A 24,795-nucleotide genomic window follows, 5' to 3' on the forward strand; every position below is an offset into this window, starting at 1 on the left:
ATGATTTCGCTTTCATGATAATTGTAACATAACATTTTGCTTTTTAAAGAGTTTTCAAAACTTATATTTTTTTACTATAAATTTACTCGAAAACGCTTCTCACTTTGTCTAATGCAAAGTCTAATTCTTCTTTTGAAATAATAAGTGGTGGTGCAAAACGGATCACAGTGTCATGTGTTTCTTTACATAATAAACCTTTTTCTTTTAATGATTCACAATAAGGTCTCGCATCTTCATTTAATTCAATTCCGATAAATAAACCACGACCACGAACCTCTTTAATTGCAGGATGATCTATTTTTTGTAGTTCAGATTTGAAATAATTCCCTAATTCTAATGAGCGACCAGGTAAATCTTCATCGATAATAACATCTAATGCAGCATTTGAAACTGCACAAGCTAATGGATTACCACCAAATGTAGAACCGTGAGATCCAGGTGTAAACACGCCTAATACTTCTTCATCTGCTAATACAACTGAAATTGGTAATACGCCGCCGCCTAATGCTTTACCTAAAATGTATACGTCTGGTTTAACGTCATCCCAGTCTGTTGCAAATAATTTACCTGAGCGACCTAAACCAGCTTGAATTTCATCGGCAATAAACAAGACATTGTGTTCATCACATAATTCTCTGATTGCTTTTAAGTAACCTTCTGGTGGAACATTGATTCCAGCTTCCCCTTGGATTGGTTCAATTAAAATTGCAGCAGTATTTTCATTGATAGCGCCTTTAACAGCTTCAATATCTCCAAAATCAACTTTATTAAATCCTTCTAATAATGGACCATATCCACGTTGATATTCAGGTTCTGATGATAATGATACTGGTGCCATAGTACGACCATGGAAGTTACCATTGAATGCAATTACTTCTGCTTTATCTGGTTCAATATTTTTAACATCGTAAGCCCAACGACGTGCAGCTTTTAATGCAGTTTCAACCGCTTCAGCTCCTGTGTTCATTGGCAATGCTTTTTCTTTACCTGAAAGTTTACAAATTTTTTCATACCATTCGCCTAGATTATCACTATGGAATGCACGAGACACTAAAGTAACTTTATCTGCCTGGTCTTTCAATGCTTGAATAATCTTTGGATGTCTGTGACCTTGGTTTACAGCTGAATACGCAGATAGCATATCCATATATTTGTTACCTTCTGGATCTTTAACCCAAACACCTTCTGCTTCCGATATGACGATTGGAAGTGGCACATAGTTTTGTGCTCCGTAATGATTTGTTACTTCTATGATTTCTTTTGATCTTGACATGATATCTCCCCTTTGAAATATTTTAAGAGTCTTTTTAAACTCTAAAACGATACTTGTTCATAGCATAACGTATTTAGAGTTCAACTGAAACCATTTTCTAAAACTGCTCCCTTGATGCTACTTATAAGCCGATACATCAACATAAATCAAGCTTTAACATATCTATAAACAACTCAATTTCTATGTAAGCCCTTACATATATAATGACATAATTCACTACGTTTATACAAGATAATTTTGTCTGATTTAAAAAATAAAATATCCTTTATTATTTTTACATAAAATTGTATATTCAATCATCAATTCATGCATTATAGCAAAGGATGAATTAATAATTATACACTGTTATTTACTCGTAATTATATATAATTACGAGTGAATAATACCTAGCACAATATCTACTAATCTAACAATTCCATAATAATTATTATTAATCTATAACTTTTTTAGATTTTTTTCGTTTTATTTCATCTAATAACTGCTATTCTTTTGTTTTTATTTGTAAATAAAAAAAGTAGTATAACTATCACAATATTTTAAAATAATTGTGATAATACACTACTTGTTAAACTATACGCTATTTATTATCTGTTCTTGGAAGTGGATAGAATCCTTTATTAAACTGTTCCCATAATTTTGGTGGCAGATGATGCTTATCTTTTCTATTTGGATCAAAGTGAGAAATAATTTGATCTTCTTCGCCATTTTTAATTTTACTAACAAAATTGTGATCTAATAAGATTTCTCTGCCTAAAGCTACAAGTTCTACATTTGTTGATTCAATCGCTTCAATTGCTTGTTCCGCTGTAAAGATTGAACCAATACCAACAAGTGGCATACGACCATTAATCCATTGTAGTAATAATTTGATACGTTCTTGACCTTTATATTGTCCTTCACGTGTTTTCGAATGAATATCCATCAATGAAACGTGTAAATAGTCTAATGGTTTTTCACTTAAATGGTTTACTAACGTTTCTGTAATTTCCATGCTTATTCCTGGTGACTCTGCTTCTTCAGGGGAAAATCTATATCCAACGATAAAATCTTTATTCCCGTGACGTTTAACTGTTTCTGTCACTTCATCAACAACTGCATTCGCGAATTTATAAGGATCTTCGCCCCATTCATCATTACGACGGTTGTAATAAGGTGAGACAAATTGATGGATTAAATAGTGGTTAGCGCCGTGAATTTCTACGCCATCGAAGCCAGCTTCAATCACTCTTCGTGTCGCTTCACCAAACGCTTTAATTGCTTCTTCTATTTCTTCAACAGTAATTTCGCGTGCATGGTGTTCTTCCTGTTCTCCAAAACTTTTTAATGAAATGGGACTAGGTGCAACAACATCTCCATTAGGCGTTAAATTAGGTAATGCTTGGGCACCACCATGATGAATTTGAACAATAGCTTTTGACCCATTTTTCTTCATTGCCTCAGCTAAACGTTTCAACCCTTCTAAGTTTGAATCATGTGCTACAGAAGGTTGTCCAGGAAATGCTTTTCCTAAATCTGTTACATTACTAGCAGCAGAAATAGCTAATCCCACATCTTTTGAACGTTGTTCCATATATACTACTTCCTCATTTGAAATCGAGCCATCATCATTTGAAGATACATGTGTTAGCGGTGCTAAAACGAATCTATTATCTAATACAACTTTATTAGGTAATGTAAGCTTTTCGAATAACGGTTGAAATTTTTTATTCATTACAATTAATCCTCCTAAGTAAAATACCTTATCACTTTTTCCACACTATTTAAGTGCTTGTTTATTCTAACTATCTTAACTATAAAGATAAATGAATATGCTCACGCATGTAATTTTTGATTATCTCCTCTTCACAATAAAAAAATACTGACATTTCTTATCGAAATGTCAGTATCTTGTTAAAGATGTTTTTTCATCTTTAATCGCGTTTTTGGACTGTTTAATCCAAACCGGCAAGCGTTCTTTAATTGTTTGAAACCCATATTTTTCGGTTTCTTTAATTTCATCTAACACTGATTGCTTTTCCTTCTTACGTTCATAATTTTTAAAATAGTCATTATCTTTTAAAGAAAGATTCAGTTTACCTTCATCATCAATTGAAATCACTTTCGCTCTTACAATTTGTCCTTCTGATAAAAACTTTTTCAAATTATGGACGTAATCATCCATAATTTCGGATATGTGGATTAATCCCTCAGCATTGTCCGGGGTTTCTACAAAAGCGCCATACGGTTGAATACCAGTCACACGAACTTTGATATGTTGACCTACTGTATAGTGATTATTCAACGTGATAACCCCTTATTTCGTTTTACTTAACACTATTATAATAGCATAAATTATAACTTGGTACTAACATTTAATAGAAAAATTTCACATTTTATAGATTTCATACAATAATTTAACAAAATAAAAATGTTAATCTTATATACATAGCAAGTTTCAACTCTCATTTCGCACTTGAAATTACTAGACTAGAACAATTTTTATACATAAGTATGGGTCTAGCTATTTTCACTACATTTAATTACATTGTTAATTTTTAAGCTAGTCTCAATAAAAAAAACAGGCTCAACTGCACACTCAACATAAATTCACTAAATTGGGTGTTCGATTGAACCTGTCTTACATATATTATATTTTACGTGCTACTTATAATTGCAATACTACCATTTTATATTCGCTTAATTTTGTTTTTCTTCGATATCAATTGAATCAATTTTAATATCATGTACTGGTTTATCTTGAGGACCTACTTTTGTATTTGCAATATCTTCTAATGTTGCTTTACCATCAATTAATTGACCGAAAACTGTATGTTTTTGATCTAACCAAGGTGTACCACCATTTTCACCATATGCTTTGACAATCGGTTCTGGCCAACCACCATCAGCTAATTGACTAAGCATTGATTCAGGTACTTCTGTCATTTGTACAATGAAGAATTGAGATCCATTTGTATTTGGACCAGAGTTTGCCATTGATAAAGCACCATATAAATTAAATGCTTCAAGTGAGAACTCATCTTCGAATGCACCACCATAAATACTTTCGCCACCCATACCAGTTGCTGTTGGATCGCCGCCTTGTACCATGAAGTCGTTAATTACACGGTGGAAAGTCACACCATTGTAATAACCATTTTTAGCATGTGTTACAAAGTTTTCTACTGTTTTTGGTGCCACGTCAGGTAACAATTTAAATGTCATATCGCCTTTATTCGTGTGTAATACCATTTTAATTTCGTTACCGTTTATTTCTGAATTTAACTGAGGATAGTTCGTCATTTTTATTCTCCATTTCATGTTAAGATGATATATGTATTCTAACACAAATGAAGGGATGTATTGAACTATGTTATATCGTTTTGCACATAAAACTGGAAGCTACGGTGTCATAATAAAGGAAGAAGATGAAAATCAAGTCTTAGTTCAAGTGGAACAAGTAATCAAACACCCAAAACAAGGTGATTTACATAGCCCAAGAGAAACTGAAAATGTATTTTTTCATGAGCGTAAAGCGTTAAGTCATTTTGAAAAACGCTATACAACTAAATCGCATCTTAAACCATTTACTGATGATGAATTGCCTTATGAGCAATCATTACAACAAGCAATCACTAAATTGGAGATTAAATTAAAAGATCAAGATACATTACATGCAAAGAAATCACTCGACAATTTACAGCAACTTAAGAAGGATTACGCAATTCAATATAAACAAAATTTTGAATAAAAATACTGCGTTTCTTCTTATTTAAATAAACATTTAATTCATGTGTTTCATGGGTTAGCCATGTTTTTCAGAATAGTCTAATTCATGTATAATAACCTTATACTATTTTTAAAGGAGGATAAAATAATGAGTTTGTTACATATAGCGGTTCTTCTACCGTTAATATTTGCACTCATTATTCCATTTGTATATCGGTTTCATAAACGAATACATTTAGGATGGTTTGTGTTACCTATCCCCGTCGTCTTATTTATATATTTCCTCTCATATATTTCAACAACCATGTCAGGAAATACCGTAATGCAGAGAGCAAACTGGATGCCTCATTTTGGTATGAATTTCGATTTATACGCGGATGGTCTAGGATTACTATTCAGTTTGTTAATCACTGGCATTGGTAGTTTAATTGTACTATATTCTATAAGTTATTTAAGTCGACAAGAGCAGTTAGGAAATTTTTATTGTTATCTGTTGCTCTTTATGGGTGCAATGTTAGGTGTTGTTTTATCTGATAATATTATTATGTTATATCTATTTTGGGAGTTAACTTCATTTTCTAGTTTTCTACTCATTTCATTTTGGCGTGACAAACAAGCATCTATTTACGGTGCTCAAAAATCAATGCTTGTCACTGTATTTGGTGGCTTATCACTTTTGGGTGGTCTTATTTTACTATCACTCGCAGGTGGCTCTACAAGTATTCAAGAACTTATTGGGAATGCATCTGAAATCCAAACAAGTCCGTATTTCATTTTATCAATGATATTTGTATTAATTGGAGCGATGACAAAATCTGCTCAAGTTCCATTTTACGTTTGGTTACCAGATGCAATGGAAGCGCCAACGCCGGTCAGTGCCTACTTACACTCAGCTACGATGGTTAAAGCGGGTCTTTACTTAGTAGCACGTATGACACCCATCTTTGCACTCTCACAGGGTTGGATTTGGACAGTAACTGCTGTCGGTTTAATCACTCTGTTTTGGGCGTCATTAAATGCTACAAAACAACAGGATTTAAAAGGTATATTAGCGTTTTCTACCGTTTCACAACTTGGTATGATTATGTCTATGTTAGGTATAGGTGCAGTAAGTTATCATTTTGAAGGTGCTGAAAGTCAACTTTATGTTGCTGCGTTCACCGCTGCTGTGTTCCATCTCATTAATCACGCTACATTTAAAGGTGCGTTATTTATGATTGCTGGTGCCATTGACCATAGTACAGGTACTCGTGATGTAAAAAAATTAGGTGGATTGCTAACAATAATGCCTATTTCTTTTACAATTACCATAATCACCTCACTCAGTATGGCAGGTGTGCCACCGTTTAACGGTTTCCTTTCTAAAGAGAAGTTCTTGGAAAGTATGATTGAGGTCACAAACGTTAACCTATTTAGTTTAAATACGCTTGGCTTATTAATTCCAATCGTAGCAATTATTGGTAGTATATTTACATTTGTATATTCTATAAGATTTATAGGCCAAATCTTCTTAGGTAGCCATAAATCAGATGCTTTACCGAAAAAAGCACATGAAGCTTCTATACTAATGTTGGTTTCACCAGCTATTTTAGCAATATTAGTTATTGTATTTGGGTTCTTCCCTTCTATATTAACGGGATCAATTATTGAGCCTGCTGTTAATTCAATCAGTCAAAGCACTGGAACGCATGCAGAATTCCATATGTTCCATGGTTTTACACCAGCATTTTTCTCTACCATTGGTATATATATTGTTGGTATATTACTGATTTTATCGTTTGGCTATTGGATTCGCTTATTACGCGCACATCCTACAAAACTTACAATCAATTACTGGTATGATAAGTTCGGTAACGATTCGCCAGGTTACTCAAGTAAGTTCACAAATGCTTATGTGACTGGTTTTACGCGTAACAACTTAGTAATTATATTTATTTCTTTAATTTTAATTACTTTAGCTACATTATTAGTAACACCATTTAGTATTAACTTTAAAGACGTGAGTGAAGTACGTCCATTTGAATTAATCATTGTAGTACTTATAATTACATCAGCTTCTATGATTATATTTGCACGTTCAAGACTGTTCAGTATCATTATGGCAAGTGCTGTAGGTTATTCTGTCGCTATCTTCTTCATATTCTTTGGCGCACCAGATTTAGCCCTTACACAATTTGTAGTTGAATCAATTTCTACAGCGTTATTCTTATTGTGTTTCTATCACTTACCAAACTTAAACAGACATAAAGAGACGCGTTCATTCAAACTTGTAAATGTTTTAGTTTCAGTTGGTGCAGGTGTGGTTGTTACTGTGCTTGGACTAATTACTTATGGTAATAGACACTTTGGTTCTATCGCTGAATTCTATAAAGAACATGTATATGATTTAGCACATGGCACTAATATGGTAAACGTCATACTTGTCGATTTCCGTGGTACCGATACTTTATTCGAAGCCTCTGTCCTCGGTATTGCAGGTTTGGGAGTTTATACAATGATTAAACTCCGTACAAATAATAAATCAAATGATGAAGGAGGTAAAAACGTTGAAAAGACAGAAGAATAATATCATCTTTCAATATTCAGCAGTTCTTATCTTCTTCCTCATCGTAATGTTTGGACTTTCATTATTTTTAGCAGGACATTACACGCCAGGTGGTGGCTTCGTAGGTGGCCTATTACTATCTAGTGCCCTAGTCATCATAGCTGTAGCTTTTGATATTAAAACTATGAGGAAAATCTTTCCTTGGGATTTCAAATTATTAATAGGTGTTGGTTTGCTATTTTGTATAGCAACACCTATGGCGAGTTGGTTTTATACTAAAAACTTCTTCACGCACACACCGTTTGAAATACCTTTAGGAATTTTACAACCGATGGAAATGCATACGGCAACGTTCTTTGACTTAGGCGTAATGTTTGCGGTTATCGGTACAGTAATGACTATAATTTTATCGATTGGAGAGAATGAGTAATGGAAATAGTGATGATTTTTGTTTGTGGTATTCTCACAGCAATGAGCGTCTATCTCATTCTTTCTAAGAGTTTGATACGCATCATTATTGGGACTACTTTGCAAACACATACAGCCAATTTATTTTTAATTACAATGGGTGGATTAAAAAAAGGAGAAGTACCGATTTATGAAAAAGGTATATCTTCCTATGTTGATCCAATTCCACAAGCGTTAATTTTAACAGCAATTGTAATTTCATTTTCTGTAACAGCGTTCTTCTTAGTACTAGCCTTTAGAAGTTATAAAGAATTAGGAACTGACAACGTAGAAAGTATGAAAGGAGTGCTAGATGATGATCGAGAGTAATCTCATTATTTCACTACTCGTCATACCAATGTTGACTATTATTGCACTTGTATTCATTGGTAAGCGCCCTATTATTAAACGATACGTTGCACTAAGTGGGACAGCTGTCACATTAATTTTTGCATTTATTAACTTAAACAACGTATTAAAGCATGGGATTATAACTTTAGAACTTGGTTCATGGGAAGCACCATATAGTATCGTATTAGTGCTCGATATATTTAGTATCCTTCTCGTGATTTCAAGTTTAATCGTAACAATGCTGATTATTTTATATTCTTATCAATCAGTGGGCATAGAACGTGAAACGTATTATTACTACTTCGCAGTAATGTTCATGCTAACAGGTGTCATAGGTTCATTTATCACGGGTGATATTTTCAACTTATTCGTATTCTTCGAAGTATTCTTACTGGCATCTTATATTCTATTAGTTATCGGTGGTACAAAAGTACAATTAAGTGAAACGATAAAATATGTACTTATAAATGTTACATCATCCGCATTCTTTGTTATTGCGGTAGCAATGCTCTACTCTGTAGTTGGTACGTTAAATTTAGCCGATATTGGTGAAAAATTAGGACAACTACCTGCTGCAGATACTGGGATTGTAAATATCATATTCATCATGTTTATCTTTGTATTTGCAACGAAAGCCGGCGTTTTTCCAATGTATATTTGGTTACCAGGTGCTTATTACGCCCCACCAATTGCAATCATTGCCTTTTTCGGTGCATTACTAACAAAAGTTGGTGTCTATGCAATTGCTAGAACATCAAGTCTTTTTATTCATGATACATCAAGCTTTCCGTTCTATATTATTCTTTTCTTAGCACTACTAACCATTATCTTTGGTTGTGTAGGTGCAGTCAGTTATTTTGATACTAAGAAAATTATTATCTACAATATAATGATTGCTGTCGGCGTTATTTTAGTCGGTGTAGCTATGATGAACCAAACTGGCATGATGGGCGCAATTTATTACACGTTACATGATATGTTAATTAAAGCAGCACTATTTTTCTTAATTGGTGTTATGTACAAAATTACTAAAACCCATGATTTACGCAAATATAGTGGTCTCATTAAAGACTATCCAGTTTTAGGTTGGTCATTCTTTATTGCGGCACTTAGCTTAGCTGGCATACCGCCACTCAGTGGTTTTTATGGTAAATTTTATATTGTACAGGCTACCTTCGAAAAAGGTTTCTATTTGAGTGGTATTGTCATACTACTTTCAAGTCTTGTTGTACTTTATTCAGTCATTCGCATATTCTTACAAGGATTCTTTGGCGAATCAAAAGGATATAAAGTAAATCCTAAATTACAATATAAAGGGATACTGGCGATTGCTATGATCTCAGTTGCAATTTCAGTAGTTTTCGGATTATCTGCTGACTTTCTACATCCAATTATAAAAGATGCTGCAGAGGCATTCTATAATCCTAGTGTTTATATTGATGGCGTATTGGGGGGAAAATAATATGGCAGTCCAAATATTAGTAAATTTACTTTTATCTGTTTTTTGGTTGTTTGTAACAGGGAGTTATACTTTTAATAACTTTATACTAGGCTACTTATTTGCCCTATTATTAGTATACCTAATGCGTGGTATTTTACCTGGAAGATTTTACATTATTACAGTTTATAAAATAGTTAAACTCTTCTTCGTTTTCATCATAGAATTAATAAAAGCCAACGTCGATGTGATACGCATTATTGTTAAGCCAAAGATAGACAATGAACCAGCATTTTTCACTTATAATACAGATTTGAAAACAGACTGGGAAATTGCGTTATTATCTAACTTAATTACCTTAACACCTGGTACAGTCGTGTTAGGCATAAGTGATGATCGTACTGAAATTTATATACATTGCATTGATTTTAGTACTAAAGAGGAAGAAGTGGAAGGTATTAAATCTTCCCTTGAAAAAGTCGTTAGAGAGGTAGGCGAAAAATGATGAACTATAATATAATTTTAATTATCGCATTAGTCATCGTAGCGTTGTCTATGCTAGGTATGCTTGTACGTGTAATCATAGGCCCTTCTCTAGCTGACCGTGTTGTTGCACTTGATGCAATTGGTATTCAACTTATGGCCATCGTCGCATTATTTAGTGTGTTCTTAGGTACTAAATATATGATGGTCGTTATTCTAATGATTGGTATTTTAGCTTTCTTAGGTACAGCAGTATTCGCGAAATATATGGATAAAGGTAAGGTGATTGAATATGATAACGACAATCGTCATTAGTATCGCACTTATTTTAATTATCCTTGGTTCACTTATTAGTGCACTTGCAGCGATTGGCCTTTTACGTTTAGACGATGTCTATTCAAGAGCACATGCTGCTGGTAAAGCAGCAACATTAGGAGCGATGTTATTAATTAGTGGCGTATTCTTGTTCTTTATTGGACGTGAGGGTTACGCAAGTATGCAATTACTTATCGGTATATTATTTATCTTAATCACCGGTCCACTATCAAGTCACCTTATTATTAAAGCTGCATATAATTTAGATACACCCGCTTCAAAACGAACAAAACGTAACGATTTAAAAGATGAGTTAAAAGATACAAAAATCTAATATAAATTGCTTTTCCTACATTATGAAACACTCAGCTATCATTAAATAGCTGAGTGTTTTTTATTCTTTATAGACGGAGACTAAGATATTTTGACCAGTATGTTTATTTCTATTTGTCATAAGTTAAATTTAATGATATATTAAATCGTAATCATTTCGTTTTAAAAGGAGTTTGAATGCTTATGACAACTTGGACAATTATCGGCGGTGGTTTACATGCAGCTACAATAGCTATCAAATTAAGATCGAAGGGGTTAAAAAGTGACCATTTAAAAATCATAGACCCTCATCATAATCTCTGTGAACAATTCAATAATTATACTAAACGTATAGACATGCCCTATTTACGTTCTCCATGCGTACATCATGTCCATCCTAATCCATTTCATTTGAAACAATATGCTAAGAAAATGCACTATACAAACCCAGCCTATGGGCCATACAAACGACCAAATCGTGACATGTTTATGGATCATACACATGATCTTATTCATTATTTTGAATTAAACCAAAGTCATATACAAAGTTATGTCAATAAAATTGAAAAGGACGACAAGCAATGGTTAATACAATTAAGCAATAGTGAATGGATACATACAGATAATTTAATTATTGCTTTTGGCTGTAATCATGATACATACACGCCTGAACTATTTGCACAACACCCCGATATATCCCATGTGTTCGATGACGATGGATCTTATGATCCAGAAACCTCACATGTCGTTGGTAGTGGTATATCAGCTGCACATTTATGTTTAAGACTATTAAAAGAAAATAATACTAAAATTCACTTGTGGACGAATAAACCCATAGATGTACATGATTTTGATGCAGACCCAGGATGGCTCGGTCCTAAAAATATGACGTCTTTTAATGCGATTCAATCTTCTGAACAAAGATTTGATATTATTAAACGCGAGCGACATAGAGGGTCTATGCCTAAAGAACTCGAATTAAGGCTTAAAAAGTACATCAAACAAAACAGATTGAGTATACATGTCAATGAACTTACAAATATTCAACAGCATCACATTTGCACTGAAAATGATTGCTTACACTATGACCGCATTTTATTAGCTACAGGATTTAAAGAATCAATCATGCAACAGCCTATTATTAAGCAACTCACAGATCACTTCCAAGCACCTATAACATCGTGTGGCTTGCCATTTATCTCATCAATCTTAGAATGGTTACCTAACCTGTTTGTCACAGGCGGTTTAGCTGATTTAATGCTTGGTCCATTTGCGCGTAATATTATGGGTGGACGAGAAGCTGCACTTCGAATTGCAGAAGCTTATGATGAAATTGAAAGTAAAAGTAAAACAAAAAGAGCGATATAAAGTTATTTAACTTTATATCGCTCTTTTTATTTTTATTAACGTTTCAAAGGCTTTATAGCAATTGTTCCGCGCATAACACAAATTAATCTATCTGTATCGTCTTTAATATCTATATTCCATACCTGTGTTGTCTTACCTTCATGTATGATAGATGCCGTTGCGTAAATTGTGCCCTCTGTGGTAGAACCAATATGATTTGCATTCATTTCTAATCCTAGTGGTACATATTGATCCGTATCGATTAAATATGCTGCACCCATAGAACAAGCTGTCTCTCCTAATGCTAAACTTGCGCCACCATGTAAATAGCCAAATGGTTGTTTAACTTGATCAGTTACTGGCATTGACATAATTAATAAACCCTGTGCTTCTTTTTCTATTTTCATGTTTAACGCTTCTAACATATTAGTCATTGCTGTCACTCCATTTTCACTTAATAGCTTTATAGTACCATAGCAGCAATTGTACCGAAAATAATTAATGGTATATTGTAAAACATAAAGTTAGGAATACACGTATCTCTAATATGATCATGCTGACCATCAACATCTAAACCTGCAGTTGGGCCTAATGTTGAATCACTTGCTGGCGAACCAGAATCACCTAATGCACTTGCTGTACCAATTAAAGCTATAAGCGCCATCGTGCTTAATCCTAATGATTCACCTAAAGGAACAAATAATGTAGCTATAATAGGTATCGTAGCAAATGAGGAGCCAATGCCTAACGTGACAACTAATCCAATCAAATACATTACGATAATACTTATAAGTTTGTTATCTCCTATCACACCACTAATACCGTTCACTAATTTAGCAATATCTCCTGTTTCATTCATTACACCCGCAAAACCATTTGCAGATAAAATAACGACACCGATAAAGGACATAATTTGTATACCATCTACAAATTTTTTGTCTAATTCAGTCCATTTATATGCTCTAGAAATAAAGAATACTAGGACACCTGCTAATGCACCAAAGATCATTGAATCTGTAAACAATTGTACAAGGAATGTTGCAATGATTGAAACTACTGTAACTATAAGTATATAAGGTTTAATTTCAGTTTGAGTTGTATCTTTTACTTCATCACGCTGAATATATTTTCTTGGTTTTCTATAATAGTATATACCTGCAATCAAGCCGACAATATACCCTAGCGACGGGATGAGCATTGATTTCCATATCATACCCATTTCAATTGGGTGGCCTGCTTTTGAAAAACCACTTTGAATAATTTGATGGAAAATTTGACCAAAACCAAATGGCATAAGTACATAAGGAAAACATAAACCAAAGCCTATAATAATCGCTATTTGTCTTCTATCGATATTAAGTTCATTAAACAAACTAATGAGTGGTGGTATAACAATTGGAATAAATGCAATATGTACAGGAATTAAGTTCTGACTCATTATACTTATCGCTAATAATGCAACAATAATAATAATTTTCACTTTTATTCGTGACATTTTACTATTTTCAGCATGGATAGCATCTATAATTTTATTCACTAAATAATCGGTAATGCCACTATAAGAAATAAGTGCTGCAAAACCACCTAACAAAGCATAACTAAGTGCTACTTCAGCACCATCTACTATATTTTTACCAAAGACGGACACAATTTCAGTGATATTCATTCCTGAAATTAAGCCACCTACGAGCGCACCAATAAATAAACTTATCACTACATTTAATCTACATAAACATAGGACAATCATCAGTACGACTGCTATAACTACTGCATTCATCACAAAGCATAACTCCTTTACCACGTTATCGAACTAAAGCATTACGAGATTTATAATATCAATATCTACTTCAATTGTCAATGACATTTACCCAAAGCGTTCTCATATTTTTCAACAAATTAATCATTCATCACCTGTCGTCAAATGATTGTTGAATGTTCTTTTCATATTATAAATAAAAAAATGGAAAACCCTATAAAATGATTTATGAGTTTTCCATTTTAATAATAACAAAAATATTTAAATTACTTTAATGTACGCAACCATTGAACAATGGTTGGTATTAAATAGCCTGTCGGTCCTTTTGGTCCTTTATGTGTGTTGCTATGAGTTGTTGCAGGGCCTGCAATGTCAAAATGTAAATGAGGTGTTTCACCTGCAAAATGATTAATAAATGTAGCAGCAAACAAAGCTTTTCCATGACCATTCGTATGATTAACTAAATCTGCGACTTCACTTTTACGGATTAAACTTTGTTCTGTAGCAGTCATTGGTAATTCAAAAACATATTCGTCTACTAATTGTGCTTTAGCCAATATAGCCTCAAGTTGTTGTTCTGCATTATGTTTAAACACTGCAGCTTTATCTTCACCAAGTGCGGCTACAGCTGCGCCAGTTAAAGTTGCAAAATCAAGAATGACTTGCGGTTGAAATTGCTTTGCATAAAATACCGCATCTCCTAATACTAAGCGTCCTTCAGCATCCGTATTTAATACTTCAACAGATTCACCGCTTAACGCTGTATAAACATCGTCAGGTTTCATAGCTATTTCATTCACCATATTTTCAGCGGCTGCAATAACCCCTACAATATTTACTTTAAGTTCTAATTGACGTGCCGCTTCAATCATTGCAATCACATTCGCAGAACCACACATATCATACTTCATTGTTTGCATACCTATTTTAGGTTTAATAGAATAGCCACCAGAATCGTAAGTGATACCTTTACCTACAAGTGCGATAGGCTCAGCATCCGCATTGCCTCCATTATATGTAAGTGTAATAACTCTAGGGCCATGCTTTGAACCCTTACCAACTGCATGTATCAATCCAAATCCTTCACGTTGTACCGTATCGCTATCTTTAATATCGACAGCAACGTCTGTATCTTTAAAGTGGTTTTGAATGCATTCAGCATAATAACCTGGTGTTAATATATTAGGCGGTATATTACTATAATCGCGCGCTAAATTAATCGATGAACCAATAATTAATCCTTGCTTAACAAATGTGTGCACTGTTGAACTTTCTGTATGTATATCTAAGTCAAGTTGATAAGGCGGCATTTTATTCGTTTTATAACCATCAAATTGATACGTTGCTTGTTCACTTTGCTGCCCTAAAATTTCTGCAACCGTATCTATCGTGATTACCTGAGAGCCAAACGTATCAAATAAGAGCGAAGCCTGAGTAATTCTGTCTTTTTTTAAATATTGGAATAAGTTACCAAATACTTTTAAAAAATCACTATAGTTCGTTGTTTTTAAATTGCCTAAACCAACTGTGATGAGTTTTAATTTTTTACCATTTAATGAAAACAGTGTACTAGAAATTGTCCCAACATTTGTATTAATAATTTGATTACGTTTTAGTTCTTCTAATTTTTCAATTATATTTTCATCTTCTACAGTTAACTCGCTAATTTGATTCAAGTGTTCCGGCACACCAACTACTAAAGTTTTATTGTTAATATTAGTATTGCTTTGCATTGTTACTTCCATTGCGCATCCCTCTTTTTAAATTAAATTTTTAATGTGTCATTGTCTAACAATTATTTTATTAAAAATGATACTACAGTTTATATGGCTTAATGCTTTTTCATTTAATAAAAAGACCTATCTATTTACTAGACAGGTCTTTTTAAGTACAGAATCACATAGTGCATGCGCCTGTATTATTTAATTGATATATTAAAATTTACCTTTTTTAAATGCTAAGCCGACACCGCCAAGTTTGTATACTGCACGTGTATCGATAACTTTTTTCATGAATGCAGCTTTTTTACCTTGGATATCTTTACCGTAAACAACGCCTACACCATCATTAGAACCTAATGAACATACAGTACCACGATCAACATATTCAAATTCTTGAGTTGGTTGACCTTCTAAAATATTTTTAATATTTTTAGCAGTTTGTTCACCTTGTTGCATAGCAATTTGTGCAGTTGTTGGTAATGGACGTTCTTCACCAGCTGGGATAAATGCAGAAACATCACCAATTGCAAAGACATCGTCATAACCTTCTATAGTTAAATCTTGTTTAGTAACGATGCGTCCACGTTTAACACCTTCAAATGATTCTTCCATTAATTTGCTACCACGAACACCAGCAGCCCATACAACTGTATTAGCTTCCAATTGTTGCTCTTCATCGTTAACTTTTACTACGAAACCTTTTTCGTTAGCTGCAACGATTGGAGTACCAATTTTGAATTCTACGCCTCTATCTTCTAAGTAACTTACAGCATGGTTAACTAATTCATCAGAGAACATTGGTAACATTTTTGGAGCAGCTTCGACACAAGTTATTTTTACTTTGCCTTGTTCTACACCATATTTATTACATAATTCAGGGATGCGGTCAGTTAATTCACCTAAGAATTCCACACCAGTAAATCCTGCGCCACCAACAATAATAGCTAAATCCTTGTCATCTTTTTGTTTAGAAGATGCATAGTTAGCAAATTTGTCTTCGATATGACGAGATAATTTACGAGCAGTTAAAACGTTTTCAATTTGGAAAGCATGGTCTTTCATGCCTTTGATACCAAATGTTTCAGTTTCGAAACCTAATGATACAACTAAGATATCGTAATCAAAGATACCAGCGTCAGTTTCTACTTTTTTAGCATTGCGGTCGATTTTTGTAACTTCTGCTTTAACAAAGTTAACTTTGTCTTTGTTTACTACACTTTCAACTGGATATAGTAAATCTTCATAGCTAATCGTACCTGCTGAAGCTTCATGTAACCAAGTAGCTTCATAATGGTAATCATTTTTATTAATTAATGTAACTTCAGCTTCATCTGCTGAAATTTGCTTTTGTAATTTTGTAATAGTTTGTAAACCTGCATAACCCGCACCTAAAACTAATACTTTTTTACGATCTTGAGCCATTTCATTCACCTAAGCTTTCATAATTTTTTTGTTGCCATAGTCTTTTGCTATACCCTATATTTTAATTAGTAATTCACAAAAAAGACATTTTTTACCCAATACTAATTTTATAGTTTTTATAGCTTATTTTCAAGCGCTAATGCCCATATTGTTTATTATTTCACATAAACTTATAAAAGGCTATAGTTCACCTTGGATATTATGCGAACTATAGCCTTTAAATTTTAAAAATCAAATTAACAATCTTCTGGAGAACCAGCAACTTTGGCTGTTCTAAATGAACTACCACAACCGCAAGATGCAACTGCGTTTGGATTATCAATTTGGAAACCGCCACCCATAAGTGACTGTTTGAAATCAATTCTAGTACCATCTAATACAGGTTTGTCATATTTTTCTACAAGTATTTTCAAACCGTGGACTTCCAATACTTCATCGTTGTCACCTGGCTCTGCTTCAGCTGACATGCCATAAGTAAGGCCTGTACAACCGCCACCATTTATTTTAATTTTTAAATAACCATCTGCCATATCATTTTGTTGTAACATGTCTTTTACTTCATATGCTGCTGCTTCAGTTATTTCAACTACTGCCATTATAATTACCTCCTAAAAAATCCATGTTTCTTCTATATGTGCGTAAATTTTTTGTAATAAGTCATCTGGCGATTCACCTTCAACGATATCACCATTCACTAGTGCGTACAACCCACTTGAACATAGTCCACAATTTTGTAGACATCCATATTCTAATACGTCTACTTCAGGGTCATTTTCAAGTTGATTATATACGTAGTCCCCGCCTTTCGCTAAATTCGAAATGCAGAACTCAATTATTGGATTCATAATACACCCTCTCATAAATTATCAGTTAAACAATTATAACAAATACTGGACATATTTGACTACATACTAGCTTATAATATCTACACTTTTAAACTGACTTATCGAACAGAATAAGCAGTTGATTATAGATATATAATAACTCTGTTAAACATATTTATTTATCAAATAGATCACGTCAAAACAAGCCGTTATTACTTAAGTTGATGAAATAATAAATTCTGTTTCAAATTAAATGTAATTACAAATAATAAAGTATCTACTTTATTTGTAGAAGTATTCAAAAAGGCTTATAATATATCTAAGTAAGCAGATTATAGAAAATTGGTATATCGATGAAAGACGAAATATGATTTAACCACATTATATTTAATAACTTACATTGACGAGTTTAATATAAAATACATCTCATTTTATCTTATTGCTCAATACAATTTTTACTAGAGGGGTATCACAAATGAAAAACTTAGTATTATTAGGTGGCGGTTATGGAAATATGCGTATTATGTCACATATTTTACCATCTGCACTTCCTGAAAATTATTCGGTCACATTAATTGACCGTATGCCTTACCACTGTTTAAAGCCAGAGTTTTATGAGTTGGCTGCTGGTACTAAATCTGATAAGGATGTTCGTATGAATTTTCCTGATTCTGATCGCATCAACAATGTTTTTGGCGAAATTAATGATATTGATTTAGAAGATCAAATTATTTCCGTTGGCAATACGAAAGTAGATTATGATGAATTAGTAATTGGTTTAGGCTGTGAAGATAAGTATCACAATGTTCCAGGTGCTGAAGAATACACACATAGTATTCAAACGCTATCTAAATCTCGTGAGACATTCCACCATTTAAGTGAATTACCAAATGGTGCCAAAGTAGGTATCGTTGGTGCTGGATTAAGTGGTATCGAATTAGCAAGTGAATTACGTGAAAGTCGTGAAGATTTAAAAATCTACCTCTATGACAGAGGCGAACGTATTCTACGTCGTTTTCCTGAAAAGTTAAGTCAATATATTGAAAATTGGTTTAAGAAAAATGATGTAACTGTAGTACCAAACTCTGATATTAACCGAGTGGAACCAGGTCGTATCTATAATAATGATGTACCTGAAGAATTAGATTTAATCGTGTGGACAGCAGGTATTCAACCTGTTGAAGTAGTAAGAAACCTTCCAATAGACATTAGTAAAGGTGGCCGTGTTATTTTAAATCAATATCACCAAGTGCCTACCTATAAAAACGTCTATGTGGTAGGTGACTGTGCAGAATTACCACATGCACCAAGTGCACAGCTCGCTGAAGCACAAGGTGATCAAATTGCAGATGTTATGAAATTACAATGGCAAGGCAAAGCACTTCCAGAAAAAATGCCTGAAATTAAAGTTCAAGGTTTCCTTGGCTCACTTGGGGATAAAAAAGGTTTTGCTTATATAATGGACCGAACTGTTACCGGGCGCTTAGCTTCTATTTTAAAATCAGGCGTACTATGGTTATATAAATACCATAACGGTTAAATAGCCCTCTCTTCTCAATTTCACTATTAAGAAAAATAAATTTGGACAATAAAGCGCTTAAGACATTATAATTAAATGTCTCAAGCGCTTTATATTTTTTAAAAACGTAATATTAAATGAAAGACTAAACAGTAAATGATTAATGCGAATCCATAAATTTCGTGATATCTTTTAATTGAACATAACCATCTGATACATATGCTTCATTTATAGTAACTAATGGATAGAATAATTCATCTTCTTGAATGCGTTCAATGTACTGTTGATCATGATCTGTTAAGTTCTCAGTATCTTTTTCAATATCAATATATGTGAATTCAAACTGAATATCTGGATACTTCCTTTTTAACAATGGTTGTAACCAATCATAAGTATTGCGTGCTGTTGGTGCATTAACACAACTTGCACAAACAATATCTGCACCATAAACGATTACACTAGCTTTATTCATTTTAACATTCCCCTTTTGTATCGATTGATAGATTTTTCCTTACATTTCTATTATAATAAAAAGATAAGTAGAATATGAAATAACTCACTTGAAAGGAGGCATTTCCATGCCAACTGAAAACGTAACAATGTTTGATCAAGTAGCAGAAGTAATTGAAAAACTGCGTCCCTTCTTACTACGTGATGGCGGTGACTGTTCACTCGTTGATGTAGAAGATGGTATTGTTAAACTACAATTACATGGCGCTTGTGGTACATGCCCTAGTTCAACAATCACTTTAAAAGCAGGTATTGAACGTGCTTTGCATGAAGAAGTACCAGGAGTAATCGAAGTAGAACAAGTATTCTAATTGATATATTCATATATAGATAACATCTAAAGATCAAGTTTCTTTCGAGCACTTTAATTAACTATTTCACTTTTGCAATGCGAATAGTTTCAAAGCATAGACAAGCTAAACGAATAACATCGTTTAGCTTTTTTGTTTTGCTAAAATTACAAGTGCTTTAATATAGATGTATGCTTTGTCATAATATCAATTTTCTGACTGATTATACAATATTACGGACTTTTTTCACCGTGACTCTCTAATAAATGCATCCTAAAAATAGTATAGGGAATACGAAATCAATTTCTGATTCGCATTCCCTATCTCATAATAACTATTTGTCTTTATAAATGGAGAAGTATTTTTTTAAAAACTTAATATAAATACATGCTCAGTTTAGACATCTAATCTACTGATTTATCAATTTGGTCGGAGACTTGTTAATAAAGCGCTAAATTATTCTTGTAAGTGTTGATTAATTCTTTCGCTTATATACACCCAGCCTTTCCAGCCAATATGTACTGCATCACTTACAACATATGGTTCATAATCTTTATCTGACATATCATAAACTTCCCCGCCATGTTCTACAATTGTTTGATTGATTTTTTTATAGATACCTTGTCTTCTGTGTTTATCAATACCAATATAATCATACCACTTACCATTAGATGGTAAGATTATATATTCAACATCAGCACCAGCTTCGTTGAGTGTATCTACTAACAATGCTAAATCATTAAACTCAGGCGAGTTAATATTGAACTCATAATCTCTATTTATTTTACGTTTATGGCTTTTTATTAAATCCCAATATTCATCTCTAATACCAAACTCATTTGATTTTGTTCGTGCTTCTCCATATTTTTCTGCTTGCTGTTGAATATCTTTCCATGACTGGCCTTCTTGAGTTACAGGTTTAACTTGCGATAATGGAGAGGAAGTTAACGGAAACATAGCTTTTATTAATTCAATTTTTTTAAATTGATTATCTTTGAAAGATGAAATATAAGCATCATTAACATTTTGGGGTTGTTGAGCTATTTTTTCCAAGTACGACTTATTTTCAGCATCTTTAAACTGTAACAACCTTTTAGCAAATCGTTGTTTAAGTTCAGGGCTTAAATTATTTTGTTTAAACAGTTGATTTAACTGCGCTTTAGAAATACGTGCTTTAAAATTTTCAGAGGTTAAACCATTATTAGTAAACCATTGTGGTGATACAATAAAGGCCATTTTTTTACCTTTAAGATTATCATATTGCGAACCAAGTTCTACTGCGTTAACTAAATCTGTTGAACCACCCGTTCCAATTAAAAATGGTTTGCCAGAAATATTTTTATCATTGTTTATTAATATAGCTGGGTTAAAAGGATCATCTTTTTCAAGTTCACTCGAACCGTAAATTGAATAATATGCATCAGATTCATACATTTTATCTTGAATTAACGTTCCTTTTAACACTTGATCTGATAATGATATACGTTGTGCTTCTAACGTTTTTGAATTGACCAATCCTGTAAACCAATTCACTGGTATAGCTAAGAAAATCCCAAACAATATAAGACTTACGATAATTGGTATAAATGGCTTTAATTTCATCTTAATTCTTCTAAAACCGCTACAATTTTATTTGGTGTTTCCCATTCGTCTCTATCAAAATCCATGATTGAAACCTCAATATCTAATTTGTTTTGTATTTCTAGTAAAAGCCCGACTGTTTGAAATGAGTCTATTATGCCTTCTTCAAATAACTCAACATCTGGATTCTCTTTAACAATACTATTTTCAGCTACTTCTTCTAATAAATCTAAAACTTGCTCTCTAAATTCCATGAAAATTCCTCCTATTTTTTAAAACAGTTTTCCTGAAAATATCAGAAAACCAAATGTCACAAAATGAAATGTGATAACGATACTTAACATTGTGGTAAATTGATTTTGCCATCGAGGTGGGTGGTTTTTCCGCCACTTTTCATAATAACCGTAGCCAATAAAGAGTGCCGCATGATACAAACCATATAAAATATAATGAAATTCAATACCATGCCACACACCCATGATTAAAAAGTTAAGTGAGAACGCAATATTCGACATCGTAAATTGGCTTTTCAATAATTTTTTCTTTGACATAAAGAATAAGGCCCTCATATATATACAATCTCTAAACCAAAACGATAAAGACATATGCCATCTATTCCAAAAATCCTTAATATTTTTAGCTTTAAAAGGTTGCTTAAAGTTTTGAGGCGTTTGTATGCCATACAAATAACTAAATGCAATTGCAAACAACGAATAGCCTGCAAAATCAAAAAACAAATATAAACTGTAGGCATACATATACAACCATTTTGCAGAAAATCTCGTAAAATCTAACATAAGTGGATTGATTGCATACATTTGGATTAAGTAAGCAATAATATATTTATACAAAAATCCTAGCATTATAAAATGAATTGCTTTAACTAATAGTTCACGATAACGCTCACTATTAGGTACCTTATTATCATCTTTTACAAATCGTTTATATCGATCAATAGGCCCTGATGAAATGGTTGGAAAGAATGAAATAAATTGTATGACTTTCCAACTTTTTATTTCTTTAATTGAGCCGTCACGTATTTCCATCAATAATTGAACACTTTTAAAAGTTACATATGAAATACCTAAAAATCCTATGAACTCTATTACTTTATTTTCGTGAAGTTTCAGCTGTGCAGTTCCAAACCAAGAACTTTGCATCACTTTCACAATAATTAACGGTAATATAGATAATGTGATTACCATAAAAAATTTGTTAAATGTATTATTTTTAGCTCTAGATTTCCAATAATACATAATAATTACGACTTGCCAAATCGTATAAAGCACAAAATTTATAACCTGAACACTTAAATAATCCAGTCCAAATAAATTGTGCTTTTCAGATGAGAAAATAAGTACAATCATTATCGCAGTACTCACACCATTATATATACGACTTCTTTTACCCATAAGACCAAGAATAATGACCGGTATTAATACTATAATTGCTATGAGAAAAAACATAAATGTGCCATATGGAATCATTACATTACATCCTCAGCAATCTTTTTACGATCTAATTTACCATTTACTGTTAGAGGCAATTTATCTTGGAATATAACTTTCCTTGGTATCATATATTCTGGTATATGCTGTTTTAATTCATATTTGATGCCATGAATTGCTTCTTGTTCATTTTCAACACGGTCCGCTTCATTTACTACGATTACCGCATTTAAATGTATGACTTTATTACCTTTGTATATTGGCACTACTATAGCTTCCTTGATACATGCTATTTGGCGTAATTGAAATTCTATTTCTTCTAATTCCATTCTGTAACCATTTAATTTAATTTGAAAATCTATGCGACCATTAATAAACCACTGGTCATCTCTTAATTCTGCCTTGTCACCAGTGTAGTATTGTTTTTTATTATTATTTATTTTAAAAACTTCATTAGAACGCGCCTCATCTTTGACGTATCCTTCGCTTACACACTTTCCAGAAATAACAAGCTCGCCTTTATCTGTAAGTGACAAAAATGTACCTGGTCTTGGCACTCCTACCGGTAAAGGATTATATTGCTTAATTACCGCTTCAGTAATCAATATGCTTGTAACAGCTACAGTTGCTTCTGTAGGACCATATGTGTTGTATATATAAGCAGATGGAAAACGCTGTAATAACATTTCGGCAGTTCTATGCGTCAAAATTTCACCACAAAAGAAAAATTCTTTTAAACTCGTGTATGTTGTCTCAGATAAATTAGGTAGCATTAAACACATCTCCATAAAGGATGGCGTTGAAACCCATATATTTATGTTTGAGTGCTCCAGCATCTCATTTAATAGTTTAGGTTTATTAATCATCGTTTTATCTACTAAATTTAATGTGCCTGCGGTAGCGATACATGGATACACTGCCATTACTGATAAATCAAATGAAAATGGTGCTTGATTCAACCATTGTTGCTTATAACCTAATGCATTAAGGTCAACCATCCATTCAGTGAATTCATTTAAACTTTCGTAGCTTATTTGAACTCCTTTAGGCTCACCTGTTGAGCCAGATGTAAATATCGTATAAGCAATATCCTCACCTACCATTTTAGAATCAAATTGTTTCATGTTTAATGTACTTATTATCATACTGTGATCTATCACATCAATTTTCTTTATATTTATATCATTGTCAGTTGTATTGAATATAAATTGACCTTCTATTTTTTCAATAATGGACTGAATACGATCTTTAGGGATAGATGTATCGAGCGGTACATAACCACAACCTGCTTTAATACTTGCTATCATGCCGACAATCATAAATGGAGACATGTGGCCATATAAAATGAGCGGTCGCTTCGAATCTTTAATAATGTCAGCGAGTATATTTGAATATTGGTTTAATTCACGATACGTCAAACTTTCATTATTATGTTGAATTGCTTTATGATCAGGGTGATTTTGGGCATTTTCAATTAGTGAATGTATAATATCTTTCATGCTTCTCTC

26 protein-coding genes are annotated in these 24,795 nt (G+C 32.9%); 11 read left to right on the plus strand and 15 right to left on the minus strand.

The annotated features are described in order from the left end of the window. Positions 1-82: 82 nt before the first annotated feature. The 4 genes from AAA453_RS11700 to AAA453_RS11715 all read right to left on the minus strand — a co-directional run bounded on the left by AAA453_RS11700 (position 83) and on the right by AAA453_RS11715 (position 4,552). A complete protein-coding gene (locus AAA453_RS11700; protein WP_069833038.1) occupies positions 83-1,273 on the minus strand; it encodes an ornithine--oxo-acid transaminase in 1,191 nt (396 codons plus the stop codon). A 577-nt stretch (positions 1,274-1,850) separates the two neighbouring features. Then, positions 1,851-2,984: an NADH-dependent flavin oxidoreductase gene (locus AAA453_RS11705; RefSeq protein WP_069833037.1), complete on the minus strand. Its 1,134-nt coding sequence runs from the start codon at positions 2,982-2,984 to the stop codon at positions 1,851-1,853. Positions 2,985-3,152: 168 nt separating this feature from the next. Continuing rightward, positions 3,153-3,554, minus strand: coding sequence for a S1 domain-containing post-transcriptional regulator Ygs (gene ygs / locus AAA453_RS11710; RefSeq protein ID WP_002508137.1), 402 nt, complete (start codon positions 3,552-3,554; stop codon positions 3,153-3,155). A gap of 395 nt (positions 3,555-3,949) precedes the next feature. Then, the gene (locus tag AAA453_RS11715) at positions 3,950-4,552 is read right to left on the minus strand and encodes a peptidylprolyl isomerase (RefSeq protein ID WP_069833036.1); all 603 of its coding nucleotides are present in this window, start codon (positions 4,550-4,552) and stop codon (positions 3,950-3,952) included. A 67-nt stretch (positions 4,553-4,619) separates the two neighbouring features. Here AAA453_RS11715 and kapB point away from each other — a divergent pair, with 67 nt between their 5' ends. The 9 genes from kapB to AAA453_RS11760 all read left to right on the plus strand — a co-directional run bounded on the left by kapB (position 4,620) and on the right by AAA453_RS11760 (position 12,237). Continuing rightward, positions 4,620-5,000: a sporulation phosphorelay system protein KapB gene (gene kapB, locus AAA453_RS11720; protein ID WP_069833035.1), complete on the plus strand. Its 381-nt coding sequence runs from the start codon at positions 4,620-4,622 to the stop codon at positions 4,998-5,000. Between the two features lie 126 nt (positions 5,001-5,126). Continuing rightward, the gene (locus AAA453_RS11725; protein ID WP_427705128.1) at positions 5,127-7,544 is read left to right on the plus strand and encodes a Na+/H+ antiporter subunit A; all 2,418 of its coding nucleotides are present in this window, start codon (positions 5,127-5,129) and stop codon (positions 7,542-7,544) included. Continuing rightward, positions 7,525-7,953: a Na(+)/H(+) antiporter subunit B gene (locus AAA453_RS11730; protein ID WP_141714378.1), complete on the plus strand. Its 429-nt coding sequence runs from the start codon at positions 7,525-7,527 to the stop codon at positions 7,951-7,953. The genes AAA453_RS11725 and AAA453_RS11730 overlap by 20 nt, the downstream gene beginning before the upstream one ends. Next, on the plus strand, positions 7,953-8,300 hold the full coding sequence (mnhC1, locus tag AAA453_RS11735) for a Na+/H+ antiporter Mnh1 subunit C (protein ID WP_057512733.1): 348 nt from the start codon (positions 7,953-7,955) through the stop codon (positions 8,298-8,300). Before AAA453_RS11730 ends, mnhC1 begins: the two co-directional genes overlap by 1 nt. Then, positions 8,287-9,783, plus strand: a complete 1,497-nt coding sequence (locus AAA453_RS11740) for a Na+/H+ antiporter subunit D (RefSeq protein WP_427707064.1) — start codon at positions 8,287-8,289, stop codon at positions 9,781-9,783. Before mnhC1 ends, AAA453_RS11740 begins: the two co-directional genes overlap by 14 nt. A 1-nt stretch (position 9,784) precedes the next feature. Then, positions 9,785-10,264 (plus strand): Na+/H+ antiporter subunit E, encoded by a 480-nt coding sequence (locus AAA453_RS11745; RefSeq protein ID WP_069817996.1) that lies wholly within the window; start codon positions 9,785-9,787, stop codon positions 10,262-10,264. Next, positions 10,264-10,557: a Na(+)/H(+) antiporter subunit F1 gene (locus tag AAA453_RS11750; RefSeq protein ID WP_427707066.1), complete on the plus strand. Its 294-nt coding sequence runs from the start codon at positions 10,264-10,266 to the stop codon at positions 10,555-10,557. The genes AAA453_RS11745 and AAA453_RS11750 overlap by 1 nt, the downstream gene beginning before the upstream one ends. Next, entirely contained in the window at positions 10,535-10,891 is a 357-nt protein-coding gene (locus AAA453_RS11755; RefSeq protein WP_069817995.1) for a Na+/H+ antiporter subunit G1, read from the plus strand. Before AAA453_RS11750 ends, AAA453_RS11755 begins: the two co-directional genes overlap by 23 nt. 182 nt (positions 10,892-11,073) lie before the next feature. Next, the gene (locus AAA453_RS11760; protein ID WP_427705131.1) at positions 11,074-12,237 is read left to right on the plus strand and encodes an NAD(P)-binding domain-containing protein; all 1,164 of its coding nucleotides are present in this window, start codon (positions 11,074-11,076) and stop codon (positions 12,235-12,237) included. Between the two features lie 35 nt (positions 12,238-12,272). Here AAA453_RS11760 and AAA453_RS11765 read toward each other — a convergent pair whose 3' ends face one another. The 6 genes from AAA453_RS11765 to AAA453_RS11790 all read right to left on the minus strand — a co-directional run bounded on the left by AAA453_RS11765 (position 12,273) and on the right by AAA453_RS11790 (position 17,960). Continuing rightward, the gene (locus AAA453_RS11765; protein WP_065339144.1) at positions 12,273-12,650 is read right to left on the minus strand and encodes a hotdog fold thioesterase; all 378 of its coding nucleotides are present in this window, start codon (positions 12,648-12,650) and stop codon (positions 12,273-12,275) included. A 29-nt stretch (positions 12,651-12,679) separates the two neighbouring features. Beyond that, positions 12,680-13,996, minus strand: a complete 1,317-nt coding sequence (locus AAA453_RS11770; protein ID WP_069833032.1) for a Na+/H+ antiporter family protein — start codon at positions 13,994-13,996, stop codon at positions 12,680-12,682. Between the two features lie 242 nt (positions 13,997-14,238). After that, positions 14,239-15,717: a M17 family metallopeptidase gene (locus tag AAA453_RS11775; RefSeq protein WP_427705133.1), complete on the minus strand. Its 1,479-nt coding sequence runs from the start codon at positions 15,715-15,717 to the stop codon at positions 14,239-14,241. 189 nt (positions 15,718-15,906) lie between these two features. Continuing rightward, on the minus strand, positions 15,907-17,115 hold the full coding sequence (locus AAA453_RS11780) for an NAD(P)/FAD-dependent oxidoreductase (RefSeq protein WP_069833030.1): 1,209 nt from the start codon (positions 17,113-17,115) through the stop codon (positions 15,907-15,909). 236 nt (positions 17,116-17,351) lie between these two features. Next, positions 17,352-17,711 carry a HesB/IscA family protein gene (locus AAA453_RS11785; RefSeq protein WP_069817990.1) on the minus strand — a complete coding sequence of 120 codons (360 nt, stop codon included), beginning with the start codon at positions 17,709-17,711 and terminating at the stop codon, positions 17,352-17,354. Between the two features lie 12 nt (positions 17,712-17,723). Next, positions 17,724-17,960, minus strand: coding sequence for a YuzB family protein (locus AAA453_RS11790; protein WP_002512218.1), 237 nt, complete (start codon positions 17,958-17,960; stop codon positions 17,724-17,726). A 454-nt stretch (positions 17,961-18,414) separates the two neighbouring features. On the opposite strand from AAA453_RS11790, the gene AAA453_RS11795 reads away from it, so the two are divergent. Continuing rightward, positions 18,415-19,479 (plus strand): NAD(P)/FAD-dependent oxidoreductase, encoded by a 1,065-nt coding sequence (locus tag AAA453_RS11795; RefSeq protein WP_069817989.1) that lies wholly within the window; start codon positions 18,415-18,417, stop codon positions 19,477-19,479. A 139-nt stretch (positions 19,480-19,618) separates the two neighbouring features. On the opposite strand, the gene AAA453_RS11800 is transcribed toward AAA453_RS11795, so the two are convergent. After that, positions 19,619-19,930, minus strand: coding sequence for a YuzD family protein (locus tag AAA453_RS11800; protein ID WP_069817988.1), 312 nt, complete (start codon positions 19,928-19,930; stop codon positions 19,619-19,621). Positions 19,931-20,036: 106 nt separating this feature from the next. On the opposite strand from AAA453_RS11800, the gene AAA453_RS11805 reads away from it, so the two are divergent. Then, positions 20,037-20,279 (plus strand): NifU family protein, encoded by a 243-nt coding sequence (locus AAA453_RS11805; RefSeq protein ID WP_002483816.1) that lies wholly within the window; start codon positions 20,037-20,039, stop codon positions 20,277-20,279. 435 nt (positions 20,280-20,714) lie between these two features. On the opposite strand, the gene dltD is transcribed toward AAA453_RS11805, so the two are convergent. From dltD to dltA, 4 genes are read right to left on the minus strand one after another with little or no spacing between them, the layout of a single operon-like run. Next, entirely contained in the window at positions 20,715-21,860 is a 1,146-nt protein-coding gene (dltD, locus tag AAA453_RS11810) for a D-alanyl-lipoteichoic acid biosynthesis protein DltD (RefSeq protein ID WP_427705135.1), read from the minus strand. Beyond that, positions 21,857-22,093, minus strand: a complete 237-nt coding sequence (gene dltC, locus AAA453_RS11815; protein WP_057512747.1) for a D-alanine--poly(phosphoribitol) ligase subunit 2 — start codon at positions 22,091-22,093, stop codon at positions 21,857-21,859. The genes dltD and dltC overlap by 4 nt, the downstream gene beginning before the upstream one ends. 18 nt (positions 22,094-22,111) lie before the next feature. Then, complete coding sequence (dltB, locus tag AAA453_RS11820) at positions 22,112-23,326, minus strand: D-alanyl-lipoteichoic acid biosynthesis protein DltB (protein WP_069833028.1); 1,215 nt, start codon at positions 23,324-23,326, stop codon at positions 22,112-22,114. Next, positions 23,326-24,786, minus strand: a complete 1,461-nt coding sequence (gene dltA, locus AAA453_RS11825; protein WP_427705138.1) for a D-alanine--poly(phosphoribitol) ligase subunit DltA — start codon at positions 24,784-24,786, stop codon at positions 23,326-23,328. Before dltA ends, dltB begins: the two co-directional genes overlap by 1 nt. Positions 24,787-24,795: the final 9 nt, after the last annotated feature.

The organism is Staphylococcus parequorum (assembly GCF_039237145.1).
Taxonomy (GTDB): domain Bacteria; phylum Bacillota; class Bacilli; order Staphylococcales; family Staphylococcaceae; genus Staphylococcus; species Staphylococcus equorum_A.